This window comes from Ensifer adhaerens, from assembly GCF_020035535.1.
Lineage (GTDB): Bacteria > Pseudomonadota > Alphaproteobacteria > Rhizobiales > Rhizobiaceae > Ensifer.
The window spans coordinates 148,710-164,493 of record NZ_CP083349.1; the positions used below are offsets into that span (position 1 = coordinate 148,710).

Annotated in this window: 14 protein-coding genes and 1 riboswitch; of the genes, 11 read left to right on the forward strand and 3 right to left on the reverse strand. The window is 62.1% G+C overall.

Annotation, left to right across the window (positions count from 1 at the left end; genetic code table 11):
* The first annotated feature begins 107 nt into the window (after nucleotides 1-107).
* From phoR to phoB, 7 genes are all read left to right on the forward strand, one after another.
* On the forward strand, nucleotides 108-1,376 hold the full coding sequence (phoR, locus tag LAC81_RS00690) for a phosphate regulon sensor histidine kinase PhoR (RefSeq protein WP_223726338.1): 1,269 nt from the start codon (nucleotides 108-110) through the stop codon (nucleotides 1,374-1,376).
* A 195-nt stretch (nucleotides 1,377-1,571) separates the two neighbouring features.
* Nucleotides 1,572-2,606: a substrate-binding domain-containing protein gene (locus LAC81_RS00695; RefSeq protein WP_113536540.1), complete on the forward strand. Its 1,035-nt coding sequence runs from the start codon at nucleotides 1,572-1,574 to the stop codon at nucleotides 2,604-2,606.
* 93 nt (nucleotides 2,607-2,699) lie between these two features.
* The gene (pstC, locus tag LAC81_RS00700) at nucleotides 2,700-4,184 is read left to right on the forward strand and encodes a phosphate ABC transporter permease subunit PstC (protein WP_223726339.1); all 1,485 of its coding nucleotides are present in this window, start codon (nucleotides 2,700-2,702) and stop codon (nucleotides 4,182-4,184) included.
* A complete protein-coding gene (gene pstA / locus LAC81_RS00705; protein WP_113536538.1) occupies nucleotides 4,181-5,503 on the forward strand; it encodes a phosphate ABC transporter permease PstA in 1,323 nt (440 codons plus the stop codon). Before pstC ends, pstA begins: the two co-directional genes overlap by 4 nt.
* 13 nt (nucleotides 5,504-5,516) lie before the next feature.
* A complete protein-coding gene (gene pstB, locus LAC81_RS00710; RefSeq protein WP_223726340.1) occupies nucleotides 5,517-6,332 on the forward strand; it encodes a phosphate ABC transporter ATP-binding protein PstB in 816 nt (271 codons plus the stop codon).
* 50 nt (nucleotides 6,333-6,382) lie between these two features.
* Entirely contained in the window at nucleotides 6,383-7,096 is a 714-nt protein-coding gene (phoU, locus tag LAC81_RS00715) for a phosphate signaling complex protein PhoU (protein ID WP_223727869.1), read from the forward strand.
* Between the two features lie 254 nt (nucleotides 7,097-7,350).
* Nucleotides 7,351-8,034 (forward strand): phosphate regulon transcriptional regulator PhoB, encoded by a 684-nt coding sequence (gene phoB, locus LAC81_RS00720; protein WP_057248102.1) that lies wholly within the window; start codon nucleotides 7,351-7,353, stop codon nucleotides 8,032-8,034.
* Nucleotides 8,035-8,103: 69 nt separating this feature from the next.
* On the opposite strand, the gene LAC81_RS00725 is transcribed toward phoB, so the two are convergent.
* Nucleotides 8,104-8,625, reverse strand: coding sequence for a GcrA family cell cycle regulator (locus tag LAC81_RS00725; RefSeq protein ID WP_113536536.1), 522 nt, complete (start codon nucleotides 8,623-8,625; stop codon nucleotides 8,104-8,106).
* Between the two features lie 421 nt (nucleotides 8,626-9,046).
* Here LAC81_RS00725 and LAC81_RS00730 point away from each other — a divergent pair, with 421 nt between their 5' ends.
* The 3 genes from LAC81_RS00730 to LAC81_RS00740 all read left to right on the forward strand — a co-directional run bounded on the left by LAC81_RS00730 (nucleotide 9,047) and on the right by LAC81_RS00740 (nucleotide 12,548).
* The gene (locus tag LAC81_RS00730; protein ID WP_113536535.1) at nucleotides 9,047-10,246 is read left to right on the forward strand and encodes an aspartate aminotransferase family protein; all 1,200 of its coding nucleotides are present in this window, start codon (nucleotides 9,047-9,049) and stop codon (nucleotides 10,244-10,246) included.
* Between the two features lie 104 nt (nucleotides 10,247-10,350).
* A complete protein-coding gene (gene argF, locus LAC81_RS00735; RefSeq protein WP_223726341.1) occupies nucleotides 10,351-11,268 on the forward strand; it encodes an ornithine carbamoyltransferase in 918 nt (305 codons plus the stop codon).
* Between the two features lie 290 nt (nucleotides 11,269-11,558).
* Nucleotides 11,559-12,548, forward strand: coding sequence for an Hsp33 family molecular chaperone (locus tag LAC81_RS00740; RefSeq protein WP_223726342.1), 990 nt, complete (start codon nucleotides 11,559-11,561; stop codon nucleotides 12,546-12,548).
* Between the two features lie 89 nt (nucleotides 12,549-12,637).
* Here the strand turns inward: LAC81_RS00740 and apaG are convergent, their stop codons facing one another.
* Both apaG and LAC81_RS00750 read right to left on the reverse strand, forming a co-directional pair.
* On the reverse strand, nucleotides 12,638-13,030 hold the full coding sequence (apaG, locus tag LAC81_RS00745) for a Co2+/Mg2+ efflux protein ApaG (RefSeq protein WP_057248107.1): 393 nt from the start codon (nucleotides 13,028-13,030) through the stop codon (nucleotides 12,638-12,640).
* A 237-nt stretch (nucleotides 13,031-13,267) separates the two neighbouring features.
* Entirely contained in the window at nucleotides 13,268-14,452 is a 1,185-nt protein-coding gene (locus LAC81_RS00750) for an O-succinylhomoserine sulfhydrylase (RefSeq protein ID WP_223726343.1), read from the reverse strand.
* 45 nt (nucleotides 14,453-14,497) lie between these two features.
* Nucleotides 14,498-14,576: riboswitch (SAM riboswitch) on the reverse strand.
* Between the two features lie 74 nt (nucleotides 14,577-14,650).
* Between LAC81_RS00750 and LAC81_RS00755 the strand changes: the two genes are divergently transcribed.
* Nucleotides 14,651-15,748 (forward strand): 2'-deoxycytidine 5'-triphosphate deaminase, encoded by a 1,098-nt coding sequence (locus LAC81_RS00755; protein ID WP_223726344.1) that lies wholly within the window; start codon nucleotides 14,651-14,653, stop codon nucleotides 15,746-15,748.
* Nucleotides 15,749-15,784: the final 36 nt, after the last annotated feature.

Genomic DNA, 15,784 nt, shown 5'->3' on the forward strand with positions numbered 1-15,784 from the left:
TTTCCTTGGAGGAGGCCACAATTGCGTTGCGGATTCAAGCCGGTCGTGAAAATCATGTCATGAAGGATCGCTATTCCTCGATCATTTTGGTTCGGGAGGAAGACAAAGTGATTCATGAGGATGTCGAGGTGGACGGTTCGAAAGCGTTCTGGCGGGACCTGGTGCCGCGGCTGAAAGCAGAGCGCTGGCTTCTGGGCCTCACCGTGCTTTTGGCGATCCTGGCGACCTTTGCCGGTATCCACTTCCTCATCGTGCTTCCCTTCTGGATCGTTCTGGTCGCTGCGCTGCTCAACCGCAGCGCGCCGGCCTCCGTGATCTTGAGCCCGGCGAAGTCCGTGGCCGTCGACGGCCCGACCAGCGATCCGCTCATGCCGGCGCTGAATGCGCTCGATATGCCGGTGCTGGTGGTCGCTGCCGACGAGACGGTGGTTTTCCAGAACATCGCCGCGGAGAAGGCCTTCGGCACCATTCCGCCGAACACATACCTGGCCGCCCGGGTGCGCTCGCCGGGTGTTCTCGACATGGTTCGCGAGACGATGGCGACCGGCAAGGCCAACCAGATCGAGCACACCGAGCGCCTGCCGTCCGATGCCGTCTACGTCGTGCGCGTCGCACCGGCCGAGATCGGCGGGGAGGGTCGGACGCGCCGCATTTTCCTCATCACCTTTCGCGACATCTCGCAGGCGCGCCGCATCGACCGCATGCGTTCCGACTTCGTCGCCAATGCCAGCCACGAATTGCGCACGCCGCTGGCATCGCTGCGCGGCTTTATCGAGACCCTCCAGGGGCCTGCGCGCAACGACCTGAAGGCGCAGGAGAAATTCTTCGGCATCATGCACGAGCAGGCGACCCGCATGAGCCGCCTTGTTGATGACCTCCTGTCGCTCTCGCGGCTGGAATTGCGCTCGCACATCGCGCCTGAAGATCCGGTGGATCTCGCACCCTTGCTTGGTCATGTGCGCGACAGCCTTCTGCCGCTGGCGAAGGACCTCGACGTCACCGTATCTCTGGTGGTGCCGGACAAGCCCGTCATCGTGCAGGGCGATCGCGACGAGCTCACCGAGGTATTCGAGAACCTGATCGAGAACGCATGCAAGTACGGCCAGGAGGGCAAGAAGGTCGACATCATCTTGCGCGGCGGTGAAGAGGGCTCCCAGGCCGAAGTGATCGTGAAGGACTACGGACCAGGTATCCCAGCCGAGCACGTGCCGCGCATTACCGAGCGGTTTTATCGGGTCAACGTCGAGGCCAGCCGTTCGAAGAAGGGCACCGGATTGGGCCTTGCCATCGTCAAGCACATCCTCACCCGGCACCGTGCCCGGCTGCTGATCCATTCAGAGATCGGCAAAGGTACGACCTTTACGGTCCGGTTCTGACATATTGGCGCGGGAAAAGCCGGGATCGTTCATTTTCCCTTAGCATTTTCAATGACATGAGCTGTCATAAATGTTTCGTCAAACTGACATAAAAGGTGTGGCTATCGGCAGCTAACTAGGGGCAGCCGATAAGACGGCGAAGAGCGCTGCAACGCTTGGCGCACACCAACACAAGCCCATTCTGGGAGAACTTTTATGAAAGCTCTTAAATTCACTGTCGCGGCGCTGGTCGCGTCTGTCGCTTTTGCCGGCGCAGCCGCCGCGCGCGATCAGGTCCAGGTCGCTGGCTCCTCGACCGTTCTTCCCTACGCAAAGATCGTCGCCGAGACGTTCGGCGAGACCTTCCCCGATTTCAAGACCCCGGTCGTTGAATCTGGAGGTTCCTCTGCCGGCCTGAAGGAATTCTGCAAGGGCGTCGGCCCGGATACCATCGACATCGCCAACTCCTCGCGCAAGATCAAGGACAGCGAAGTCGAGGCCTGCAAGGCCGCTGGCGTGACCGAGATCCAGGAAGTCAAGATCGGCTATGACGGCATCGTCTTTGCGACCGACGCTGCCAATGCCGACCTCGCCCTGAAGCCTGTCGATCTCTACAAGGCCCTGGCTTCCGAAGTCGTCGTCGACGGCAAGATCGTTGCCAACCCCTACAAGAAGTGGTCGGAAGTCAACTCCGCGCTTCCGGACGTAGAAATCGCCGCCTTCATTCCGGGCGAAAAGCACGGCACCCGCGAAGTCTTCGAAGAGAAGATCCTGGCGGCAGGCTGCAAGGAAGCTGGCGCCGTTGACGTCATCAAGGCTGCCGTTGCCGATGAAAAGCAGCAGCACAGCAAGTGCGTCGCAGTTCGCAAGGACGGTCTGGCTGTCGACATCGACGGCGACTACACCGAAACGCTCGCCCGTATCGCTGCCAACAAGAACGGCATCGGCGTCTTCGGCCTGTCCTTCTACGAAAACAACGCCGACAAGCTGAAGGTCGCGACCGTCAACGGCATCGTGCCGTCGACCGAAACGATCGCTTCCGGCGAGTACCCGGTTTCCCGCCCGCTTTTCTTCTACGTCAAGAAGGCACATCTCGGCGTTATCCCGGGCCTCAAGGAATATGTTGAATTCTTCATCAACGACCAGATGATCGGCCCGGACAGCCCGCTCGCCGAATACGGCCTGGTTGCTGCCCCGGACGCCGAGCGCGAAGAAATCCGCAAGGCCTTCGAAGCCGGCAACATGCTCTGATAATGACAAGCCCCGGCGCGGTTTTTCGCGCCGGGGCATGCCTCCATTCGATTTGCCGGCGGCCATGACGGGCGATGCCGGGGAGACGTGCCGATGAGTACTTCGCTCCTTCTTTTGTTAATTGTTGTTATTGGTTTCATTGCTTATTTTGCCGGTCGCGCGCGTTCGCTTGCGCTCTCCGGCGGCAAGCTCTCCAACCTTCATTCCTTGCCGGGCTATCACGGCAGCTACGTCGCCATCTGGGCGATGCTGCCGGCGGCGCTCGTCCTCGGCGCGTGGCTGATTGCTGCTCCCGTCTATATCGACGGAAGCACGCGGGCAGCCCTGCCGGATACTGTTCAGAGCCAGGGCGCAGCGGCCGTCCAGCTCGCGCTTGGTCAGGTCAAATCCGTCGCCGGCGGCTTGCTGCGCTTGAGCGGCGAGGAACTTGCGGCGCTCCAAGGCGGCACCGCCAATCTCCGCTCGACGCTTGCATCCAAGGGTGTCGCCCTTGCCGGCGAAGGCGAGCCCTACATGGTCACCGTCGCCCAGCACTTCAACGCGATGACTGCGGCCAACCGTTGGCTCATGACGGCGGTCGTTCTGTTGATCGCGATTGCCGGCGGCATCTATGCCATTCGCAACGTCGCCACCCGCTTCCGGGCGCGCAACCAGGTTGAGCGGGTCATTCTCGGCTCGCTGATCGTTGCCTCGTCCATTGCCATCCTGACGACGGTCGGTATCGTCGCCTCGATGCTGTCGGAAGCCGGCCGTTTCTTCACCATGGTCTCGCCGTTCGAGTTCTTCTTCGGCACGGTCTGGGATCCGCGCTTCGCTGCTGCCGGCAGTGGTGGTGCCTCCGGTCAGTTCGGCTTGATCCCGCTTCTCGCCGGCACGCTCTACATCGCCTTCGTCGCCATGCTCTTTGCGGTGCCGATCGGCCTTTTCGCAGCCATTTACATGGCGGAATATGCAAGCCCGCGCCTGCGTTCGACCGCAAAGCCGCTACTTGAAGTGCTCGCCGGCATCCCGACCATCGTCTACGGTTTCTTCGCACTGGTAACCGTTGGCCCGTTCCTGCGTGACATCTCGGCGCAGCTGAACGGTCTTGCCACCGGCAACTACCAGAACTTCATCCAGGCGCAGAGCGTTGTCACCGCCGGCATCGTCATGGGCATCATGCTCATCCCGTTTGTGTCGTCGCTCTCCGACGACATCATCACCCAGGTGCCGCGTGCACTGCGTGACGGCTCGCTCGGTCTCGGCGCCACCCGCTCGGAAACGGTCAAGAAGGTTATCCTTCCAGCAGCCCTCCCGGGCATCGTCGGCGCGCTGCTTCTGACCGCCTCGCGCGCCGTCGGCGAAACCATGATCGTGGTGCTGGCAGCCGGTGTGGCGGCCCGCATGCAGATCAATCCGTTTGAACCGATGACGACGGTGACCGTGAAGATCGTCAACCAGCTCACAGGCGACCTCGAGTTCACCTCGCCGCAGACGCTGGTGGCCTTCGCGCTGGGCATCACGCTCTTCGTCATCACGCTCGGCCTCAACATTTATGCGCTCTACATCGTGCGCAAATACCGGGAACAGTACGAATGACCGACATCGCTTCCCCGACCGTCCGGATCTCCGCCCGTCCCGCATCCGCCAAGCGCGATATCGGCATCAAGCGACGCTATGCCGCCGAACGCCGGTTCCGCGCCTACGGTATCGCCGCAATCAGCACCGGTCTCTTTTTCCTGGCGCTGCTGCTGTGGACCGTCATTTCCAACGGCTACACCGCATTCCAGCAGACGACGATCACGCTGCCGATCGAGTTCACCGAAAAGGTCATCGACCCCAACGGCGAACGCACGACCGACAGCAAGGTCCTGATGACTGCCAACTATCCGCTGCTGGTGCGCGACGCGCTCGTCAAGCAACTCGGCATCGACGCGACCAAGCGCCCGCTCGTCAAGCAGGCGACCGACATGGTCTCTGCGAGCTCCCGCACGCTGCTGCGCGACATGGTCGTGGCTGATCCGTCCATCATCGGCAAGACCGTTCCGGTCACGCTGCTGGCAGAAGCCAATATCGACTCCGCCAACAAGGGTCAGATCGACCTCAAGGTCGACGAGAGCAAACGCAAGGTCAAGGACCAGCAGGTCACCTGGATGAACGAGCTTGCAAGCGCTGGCATCCTGAAGAAGAGCTTCAACACCGGCATCTTCACCTTCGGCGCCTCCAGCCGTCCTGAAGCGGCAGGCGTCGGCGTTGCTGCCCTCGGTTCGTTCTACATGATGCTGATCGTGCTCGTGCTGTCGCTGCCGATCGGCGTCGCCGCCTCGATCTATCTCGAAGAGTTCGCTCCGAAGAACCGGCTCACCGACCTGATCGAGGTCAACATCAACAACCTCGCGGCCGTTCCGTCGATCGTCTACGGTCTGCTGGGCCTCGCCGTCTTCATCAACTTTGCCGGCATGCCGCGCTCGGCGGCTGTCGTCGGCGGCTTCGTGCTGACGCTGATGACGCTTCCGACGATCATCATCGCCACCCGCGCGGCCTTGAAGGCGGTTCCCCCGTCGATCCGCTCGGCGGCACTCGGCCTTGGTGCCTCGAAGATGCAGACCATCTTCCACCACGTGCTGCCGCTGGCAATGCCGGGCATCCTGACCGGTACGATCATCGGTCTTGCCCACGCGCTTGGCGAAACCGCGCCGCTTCTTCTGATCGGCATGGTCGCCTTCGTCGTCGATTTTCCCGGTTCGCCGATGGAACCGTCGACGGCGCTGCCGGTGCAGATCTACATGTGGGCCAACGAGGCGGAACGCGCCTTCGTCGAGCGCACCTCCGGCGCGATCATCATCCTTCTCATCTTCCTCGTCGTCATGAACCTTGGCGCCATTCTGTTGCGACGTCGCTTTGAGCGCCGTTGGTAGTGAGGTAATTACTATGAACATCATGTCAGAAGCAGCAGTCGAGAAGGCCTTGGATCAGAAAATGAACACCGTGCCCTACAAGATGATCGGCAAGGATGTGTCGGTCTACTACGGCGAGAAGCGGGCGCTTTTCGACGTCAACCTCAACATCCGGGAAAACACGGTAACGGCGCTGATCGGCCCGTCCGGTTGCGGCAAGTCGACCTTCCTGCGCACGCTGAATCGCATGAACGACACCATCGAGAACTGCCGCGTCACCGGCAAGATCACGCTCGATGAGGACGACATCTACGATCCGACCATCGACGTCGTCGAACTGCGCGCTCGCGTCGGCATGGTCTTCCAGAAGCCGAACCCGTTTCCGAAGTCGATTTACGACAACGTGGCCTACGGTCCGCGTATCCATGGACTTGCCCGCACCAAGGCGGATTTCGACGAGGTCGTCGAGACCAGTCTGCAGAAGGCCGGTCTGTGGAACGAGGTCAAGGACCGCCTGCACGAGCCGGGCACGGGGCTTTCCGGTGGCCAGCAACAGCGACTGTGCATTGCGCGCGCCGTTGCCGTTAGCCCGGAAGTGATCCTGATGGACGAGCCCTGTTCGGCACTCGACCCGATTGCGACCGCCAAGGTCGAGGAACTCATCCACGAACTGCGCACGAACTTCACGATCGTCATCGTGACCCACTCGATGCAGCAGGCCGCCCGCGTTTCGCAGCGCACCGCCATGTTCCACCTCGGCAATCTCGTCGAGGAGAACGACACCGACAAGATGTTCACCAATCCGGATGACCAGCGCACCCAGGATTACATCATGGGCCGCTTCGGCTGAGGCCAATTACGGCTGCAACAGTAACTGGAAAGCGCCTGTAAGGATCGACGATCATGTCCATGCATATCATGTCCGCCTATGACGAAGAATTGAAGTACCTGACGCGCCGCATCTCGGAGATGGGCGGTCTTGCCGAGCAGATGGTTGCCGAATCCGTTCGCGCCCTGGTCAATTCCGACCTGGCTTTGGCGCAGAAGGTGATCTCGGACGACACCATTCTCGACGATGCCGAGCGCCAGATCGGCGAGAAGGCGATCGTCACGATCGCCAAGCGCCAGCCGGTCGCCGCCGACCTTCGCGAGATCATGGGGTCGATCCGCATCGCCTCCGATCTGGAGCGTGTCGGCGACCTCGGCAAGAACACCGCCAAGCGCGTGATCGCGGTTGCCGGTTCCGGCATTCCGCGCAAGCTCGCACGCGGTCTCGAGCACCTTGCTGAGCTCGCTCTGGTGCAGCTCAAGGAAGTGCTCGACGTCTACGCCTCGCGCTCGCCGGAAAAGGCCAACAGCATCCGTGAGCGCGACGAGGAGATCGATGCGATCTACACCTCGCTGTTCCGCGAATTGCTGACCTACATGATGGAAGACCCGCGCAACATCACGCCCTGCACGCATCTTCTGTTCTGCGCCAAGAACATCGAGCGTATCGGCGACCACGCTACCAACATCGCCGAGACGATCTACTACATGGCGACGGGTGCCCAGCCGGAAGGCGAGCGTCCGAAGGATGACAACACGTCGACGTTGGGCTCGGTCAACGACTAGGTTGGAGCGGGATGCGAGGGGAAGCTGCCTACACTCTTCTCCATCCCTTTCTAGCGCCGAACGCGCGTTCGCAATGCATGCCCCATGAATATCATCCGGTCGCGGCTCCGGTCGCGGCCCCGAATTCCTGTATCTGAAGCACGCGGCTTTCGCACCGTCTTTGAAAACGGCGGTTGTGCTCCAGATTTAGAGTGTCTGAGCGCCGGACGGTCCACTGGACCCACACGGCACTCACGGTAAGGAGTGGTTACCTGATGTTGCCAAAAATCGCCGTGGTCGAGGACGAAGAGGCGCTGAGCGTCCTGCTGCGTTACAATCTGGAAGCGGAAGGCTTCGACGTCGATACGATCCTCAGAGGTGACGAGGCGGAGATCCGGCTTCAGGAACGTCTGCCCGATCTCCTCATTCTCGACTGGATGCTGCCCGGCGTCTCCGGCATCGAGCTGTGCCGTCGGCTGCGCCAGCGCCCGGAAACGGAGCGGTTGCCGATCATCATGCTGACGGCGCGCGGCGAGGAGAGCGAGCGCGTTCGTGGTCTGGCGACCGGGGCAGACGACTATGTGGTCAAGCCGTTCTCGACGCCGGAGCTGATGGCTCGCGTCAAGGCGATGCTGCGCCGGGCGAAGCCTGAAGTGCTCTCGACGTTGCTGCGCTGCGGCGACATCGAGCTCGACCGGGAAACCCACCGCGTTCATCGCCGTAGCCGCGAAGTTCGCCTGGGGCCGACGGAGTTCCGCCTGCTGGAGTTCCTGATGTCCTCTCCGGGCCGCGTTTTTTCGCGTTCGCAGCTGCTGGACGGGGTCTGGGGTCATGACATCTATGTCGATGAGCGCACCGTCGACGTCCATGTCGGCCGCCTGCGCAAGGCGTTGAACTTCTCGACCATGCCCGACGTCATTCGCACGGTCCGCGGCGCCGGATACTCGCTCGAGAGCTGAGAAAGACGACTTGAAGCCAATAAAAAAGGGGCCAGTCGGCCCCTTTTCCTTTTGTTCCCGTGCGGCGCCTCAGCGCATCCGACGGCGCTCGGCCGAGGGCTGGTAGGCAAGCCGTGCATGGAAGCTGCAATAGGGCGAGGATTCCGGCGAGTCATTGCCGCAGAAGTGGAACTCTTCCTTCAGCGGGTCGCCGATCGGCCACTTGCAGGTGCGCTCGGTGAGCTGGGTCAGCTCGAGGCGGCGCGACATCGGCACGACCACGTCGGTGCTGATGCTGAAATCCTGCTCTGCCACGAGATCGACTTCGATCTCTTCCTTGAGAACCGTGGCGCCGGACGGGCGGGCAACGGTGCGGGTCGCAACGCGCGCGGCGTAGTTCGGTGCGCGCGGGGCCGAGGTCGGCCGCTTCGGACGGGCCGCAGCGGTGGTGCTGCCGCCAGCCTTGGCGCGTCCCGGGAGGCTCAGGCGATGAACCTTGCCGATGACAGCGTTGCGGCTGACACCGCCGAGCTGTGCCGCGATCTGGCTAGCGCTCAGGCCCTCGGACCAAAGCTTCTTCAGTTTCTCCACCCGCTCGTCAGTCCAGTTCATTTCTGCACTCTCCGTTCTCAGCGTTGGGGATGGCAGAATCCCTCACCGCACCCCGGCTGAACCCCGAGGCTGCAAACGCGATAACTCTTTTGGTGACTAGGTCCGCCGCATGCGTCTAGTAATTGAATGTTAACGTACTGACCGTCGGACTCCGTGGCAAGAGTCCGGGGAATCGAGCCGAATCGAATTCGTAGTTTTCCCCAACTTGCTCGATCAGCGTTGCATTTTTGCAAGCCCTTCCGACTGATTTTTTCGCCGCAGGGAAACGGGCCTTGTCATCGCGCTGCAAGGCTTGGTTTTGTTGACATTGCAGTGCGAAATGGGAATAGTGCCTGCGCCGCCGCAAGGCGGCATTTTTGATTTTTATCGGGCCGCACGAAGCCGCGGGATCGATGCCGACTGGAGTGAAGGAGAGCCTCGCATGACTGCAACCACGCCGCTTTATGATACCTACATGCGCGCGCCGTTGCGTTTCGAGCGAGGAGAGGGCGTGTGGCTGATTGCCGAAGATGGCTCGCGCTACCTCGACTTCGCTGCTGGCGTTGCCGTGAACTCGCTTGGTCATGCGCATCCGCACCTCGTCGAGGCGCTGAAGGCACAGGCCGAGAAGGTCTGGCACCTTTCCAACCTGTACGAGGTTCCGGGTCAGGAAAGCCTTGGGCGTCGCCTGGCAGCCGTCACCTTTGCCGATCGGGTCTTCTTCACCAATTCCGGTGCGGAAGCGCTGGAGTGCGCGATCAAGACGGCGCGGCGCTATCACTTCGCCAAGGGGCAGCCCGAGAAGTTTCACGTCATCACCTTCGAGGGTGCCTTCCATGGCCGCACCATCGCGACGATTGCGGCCGGCGGCCAGCAGAAATACATCGAAGGTTTCGGGCCGAAGGCGCCGGGTTTCTACCAGGTTCCGTTCGGTGACATCGCAGCCGTCAAGAATGCGATCACCGAGGAGACTGCGGCGATCCTGATCGAACCGATCCAGGGCGAGGGCGGCATTCGTCCGGCGACCAAGGAGTTCATGCAGGAATTGCGCGCGCTCTGCGACGAGTTCGGCCTGCTCCTGATCCTCGACGAGGTTCAGACCGGCGTCGGCCGTACCGGCAAGCTATTCGCCCATGAATGGTCGGGTATCCGCCCGGATATCATGGCCGTGGCCAAGGGCATCGGCGGCGGTTTCCCGCTCGGCGCTTGCCTTGCGACGGAAGAGGCGGCTGCCGGCATGGTGGCGGGCACGCATGGTTCCACCTATGGCGGCAATCCGCTGGCCATGGCCGTCGGCAACGCCGTGCTCGACGTCATCCTCGCGGACGGCTTCCTCGCCCATGTGCGTGATGTCGCGCTCGTCTTCCGCCAGGGCCTTGCCTCTCTGAAGGACCGCTTCCCGGATGTCATCGAGGACATCCGCGGCGATGGCCTGATGCTGGGCATCAAGGTGAAGGGGCCCTCGGCCGATCTCCTGAAGGAAATCCGCGCCGAGAAGCTCCTGGCCGTCCCGGCCGGCGACAACGTATTGCGCCTGCTGCCGCCGCTGACGGTGACGGCGGAGGAAGCGCGCGAGGGTCTCGCACGCATCGAGCGCGCTGCCGAGGCAGTGCGCAAGGCCGGCGGCAACGCTGCCGCTTAACGGATAGGACCGACGCCGACACAGGGTGTTAGAATGATCTTCGTGCGTTCACGCGGAATGCGTGGCGCACCAGGGATCGATTTTTCAGACAGGAACCGAGTACGATGGCAGGCACCAGACATTTTCTCGATCTTTCGGCCATGACGGCCGCCGATCTCCGGACGATCATTGACGATGCCCGCGTCCGAAAGGCGGCGACCAAGGCCGGAACCGCCGAGAAGCCGCTCGCCGGCAAGATGCTGGCGATGATCTTCGAAAAGCCGTCGACCCGTACACGCGTCTCCTTTGATGTCGGCATGCGCCAGCTGGGCGGCGAAACCCTGTTTCTTTCGGGCACCGAAATGCAGCTCGGCCGCGCCGAAACGATCGGCGACACCGCCAAGGTCCTGTCGCGCTATGTCGACGCGATCATGATCCGCACCACCGACCATCGTCGTCTTCTGGAGCTGGCCGAGCATGCGACAGTGCCTGTTATCAACGGCCTGACCGACGATACGCATCCTTGCCAGATCATGGCCGATATCATGACCTTCGAGGAGCATCGCGGACCGGTGAAGGGCAAGACGATCGCCTGGACCGGTGACGGCAACAATGTGCTGCACTCGCTGATCGAAGGCTCCGCCCGTTTCGGCTATCGGATGAACATGGCCGTGCCGCTGGGTTCCGAGCCGCAGGACAAGATCCTGAACTGGGCCCGTAACAACGGCGGCGAGATTCTGCTGTGTCATGATGCCGAGCAGGCTGTCGCCAATGCCAACTGCGTTGTTACCGACACCTGGGTGTCGATGAACCAGGAGCACCGCGCCCGCGGTCACAACGTCTTCCAGCCCTATCAGGTCAACGAGGAGCTGATGAAGCGTGCTGCGTCCGATGCCCTTTTCATGCACTGCCTTCCGGCGCACCGCGGCGAAGAGGTGACCGACGAGGTGATCGACGGCCCGCAGTCGGTGGTCTTCGATGAGGCTGAAAACCGTCTGCATGCGCAGAAGTCGATCATCGCCTGGTGCATGGGCCTCGTCTAAGCGGCTTGCAGGTACGAGCGCTGCGCGGCCAGCCGATCGCGTAGCGCTTCGGTAGGCGCGTGGCTGGCTATTGACATTGCCGCAGCGCGACACGATCTAGGCGGCAAGCGGGGCGCTCCTGGCAACAGTGAAGCGCTGACTGCCATGGGTGGTGTGCAGCGCAATGGCGAACGGCACATGCCCGGTGGACTATCCGTTCATCGCGGGATCAATTGAGACAGCGGGCACGTTGCGCCGAGGGATAGGAATGTCCCTGGCGCAATGCAGTTGGCTGATGCAGGGAGCAAGACATGACTGACATGACGCCAGGGCTTGGTGAGTTCGACTTCGCCGGTGACGATCACGTCGTGCCTTTCCAGGTGGAAGGCCTCGATGTGCGGGGGCGTGCCGTACAGCTCGGCCCGATGCTCGACGCTATCTTGGAGCGCCACAACTATCCGCTGCCGGTCGCGCGGCTTGTTGCCGAGACCGTCGTCCTCACGGTTCTGCTCGGCACGTCGCTGAAGTTTGAAGGCAAGCTGATCGTCCAGACCAAAGGCGACGGTCCAGTCGATCTGGTGGTTGCGGATTTCTCGACGCCCGACCGTGTGCGCGCATATGCCCGCTACGATGCGGACGCGCTGGCCGTTGCCGAGAAGGATGGCCGCACTCGCTCGCACGAGCTGCTCGGAAAGGGCGTGCTCGCCTTTACCATAGACCAGGGCGCTCACACTCAGCGCTACCAGGGCATCGTCGCGCTGGACGGCGCCACGCTGGAAGAAATCGCCGGCGTCTATTTCCGCCAGTCGGAGCAGATTCCGACGAAGGTCAGGCTCGGTGTTGCTGAGCTGCTCGATCGCGATGAAAACGGCAAGCCGCGCCATCGTTGGCGTGCCGGTGGCATGGTCGCCCAGTTCCTGCCGGAAGCGCCTGAGCGCATGCGCCAGCCCGACCTTTCCGGCGGCGACGGCGATGATGGCGAAAGCGTCTTCGAGGATGACGATCTCTGGGCGGAAGCCAAGGTGATGGTCGAAACGATCGATACCGACGAGCTGACGGACCCGATGGTCGGAACCGAGCGGCTGCTCTACCGGCTGTTCCACGAACGCGGCGTTCGCGTCTATGAGCCGCAGGCGGTCTTTGACCGTTGCAGCTGCTCGCGCGAGAAGCTTCGTTCCGTGCTCGCCAATCTGGAAGCGGACGATCTCGAAAGCACCCTCGAGGATGGCGTTGTGAAGGTGACCTGCGAGTTCTGCTCCACCACCTACCGTTTCGAAGCAAGCGAAGTGCGTCCGCAGTAGCGGGCGCCTCCGGTCATTTGGCCGGGGTAGCTATTTGAGGCACGCAAATCCCGACGGAAAAGCGCCTCACTCTTAATCCTGGAATTGCTTTAGTTCAGGGTGCGCACGAGCCCGGGTGAATCGAGCGAGAAGGCGGGGATGGCCACGTTGAAGGTCTCTCCGCCTTCCGCTTCCATGCTGTAGTGGCCGAACATCACTCCCGACGGTGTATCCAGCGGGCAGCCCGACGAATATTCATAGGTGTCACCGGGATTGAGCAGCGGCTGTTCGCCGATCACGCCGGGGCCGCTGACCTCGTCGACCTGTCCATTCTCATCGGTGATATGCCAGTAACGGGTCATCAACCGGACGGCTGCGTCCGAATGGTTCGATATGACAATGCGATAGCCCCAGACATAGCGGCCGTCATCGGGATCCGACTGCTCTTCGAGATAGTACGGCTCCACCGTAACTTCTATGTCGCGGGTCAAAGCGCGATACATGGGCAACACCTTGCTTCAGGTCTTCCAGGGTATTCTACAGCAAGATGGTTTCGTCAAGAATAACGGCAAGATTGTGCATACCCATTCCTGGGCAATGGCTTGCGGGAATCCCGATCGGCTGTTTGAGCCCTCGACACCGCTGGTAACGCCACCTTGGATGGCAGCGCTGCCGGAGCATGAGTGCCGCGGGGGATCGACGGCCGCCGTCCTGTCGCGGCGGCCGCATCTTTCGTTGCCTCAGGCTTTGACGGCCTTGAGCGCGCGGGCGAAATCCTCGACGACGTCGTCGCTGTCTTCGATGCCGGCCGAGAAGCGCACGGTACCGGCGGAAATGCCGAGTTCTTCGCGGGCTTCGTCCGTCAGGTTCTTGTGCGTCGTCGTCGCCGGATGGGTGATCAGGCTCTTGCTGTCGCCGAGATTGTTGGAGATGCGCACGATCTCCAGCGCGTTCTGCAGCGCGAAGGCCGCGTCCTTGCCGCCCTTCAGTTCAAATGCGACGAGCGTGGAGCCGCCGGTCATCTGCTTGGCGATGATGTCGGCCTGCGGGTGATCCTTGCGGCCGGGATAGATGACCTTGGCCACCTGCGGCTGCTCCGCAAGGAAGTCCGCGACCCGGCGGGCCGTTTCCGTCTGTTGGCGCACGCGCAGCGGCAGAGTCTCTATGCCCTTCAGCAGCGTCCAGGCATTGAACGGCGACATCGCCGGGCCCGTATGACGGAAGTAGTCGTGCAGGTTCTCGTTGATCCATTCCTTGTCGGAAAGCACGACTCCGCCGAGGCAGCGGCCCTGGCCGTCGATATGCTTGGTGGCGGAATAGACGACGATATGGGCGCCGAGTTCCAGCGGCTTCTGGAAGAGCGGCGTGGCGAAGACGTTGTCGACGACGACCTTGGCGCCGATCTGGTTGGCGAGCTTGGCGACGCCGGCGATGTCGATGACTTCGAGGGTCGGGTTGGTCGGGCTTTCCAGGAAGAAGACCTTGGTGTTCTTCTGGATCGCCTTTTCCCAGTTTGCGAGGTCGCGGCCGTCGATCAGCGTGCATTCGATGCCGTATTTCGGCGCCAGCGTCTCCACCACCCAGCGGCAGGAGCCGAAGAGGGCGCGGGCAGCGACGATGTGGTCGCCGGCCTTCAGCTGGCAAAGGATCGCCGCGGAAACGGCAGCCATGCCGGAGGCTGTGGCGCGCGCGTCTTCGGCGCCTTCCAGCATGCACATGCGCTTTTCGAACATGTCATTGGTCGGGCTGCCGTAGCGGGCGTAGATGAAGCCTTCGGTCTCGCCCTTGAAACGGGCTTCTGCCGCTTCGGATGTTTCGTAGACGAAGCCCTGGGTGAGGAAGATCGCTTCGGAGGTTTCTCCGTGCTGGGAGCGGGTGGTTCCGCCGTGAACAAGTTGCGTTGCAGGGCGCCAGTTTTTGCTCATGTGACGATCACTTTCAAAAACAAAAAAACCGGCCGCGAAAACGGGCCGGTTTGACACCCGGCCTTTTTAGCTACTTGTTTAACGTGGCTGCAAGCCGACCGGCCAAATCACCACGGGATAAAGCTTCAATACTGCTAGGGTGCGCTTGCGTCAATTCCCGTAGTTTGGTTTTGTCTCGCAACTGAAAAGAGGACTGCAATGGGCCGCGACACTGGGATTTTGGCCGACCGCGCGATTGCCGCGCTGTTCGAAACGGGGCGCCTGAAGAGCGAGAGGCCGTTGGATGCCGATCAGATCCAGCCGGCAAGCCTCGACCTGCGTCTTGGCGCCAAGGCTTTCCGCGTTCGCGCGAGCTTCATGCCCGGCCCGTCCCATCTGGTCGCGGACAAGCTCGACCGCTTGAAGCTGCACGTGGTTGATCTCACCGATGGCGCAGTGCTGGAGACCGGTTGCGTCTACATCGTGCCGTTGATGGAGAGCCTGGCGCTACCTTCGGACATGTCGGCTTCGGCCAATCCGAAGAGCTCGACCGGCCGTCTCGACATCTTCACCCGCGTCATCACCGACCGCGCCCAGGAGTTCGACAAGATTCCGGCCGGCTACAGCGGTCCCCTCTATCTCGAAATCAGCCCACGCACCTTCCCGATCGTCGTGCGCCGCGGTTCGCGGCTCTCGCAAATCCGCTTCCGCATGGGCCAGTCGCTGCTGTCGGAGCAGGAGTTGCTCGCGCTGCATGAAAGCGACGTGCTGGTGGCGAGTGAGCGCCCGAATGTCAGCGGTGGCGGCATCGCGCTGTCGATCGATCTCAAGGGTACTGGCCCGGACGGCCTGATCGGCTACCGCGGCAAGCATCACACCGCGGTCATCGACGTCGACAAGAAGGCGCAGCACGCGATCTTCGACTTCTGGGAGCCGCTCTACAGCCGTGGACGCGACGAGCTGATCCTCGATCCGGACGAGTTCTACATTCTTGTCTCGCGTGAGGCGGTGCATGTGCCGCCGCTCTATGCCGCCGAGATGACCCCGTTCGACCCGCTGGTGGGTGAGTTCCGCGTGCATTATGCGGGCTTCTTCGATCCGGGCTTCGGCCATGCCTCCGCCGGCGGCACCGGCAGCCGCGCGGTGTTGGAGGTGCGCAGCCACGAGGTGCCGTTCATCCTCGAGCACGGGCAGATCGTCGGCCGTCTCGTCTATGAACACATGCTGGAACGTCCTGAGGGCCTCTATGGTCTAGGCGTCGGCTCCAACTACCAGGCGCAAGGCCTGAAGCTTTCGAAGCATTTCCGCGCCGAGTAGGAGATTTTGCGTGGGACCCTCGTGCGATACCGCGCA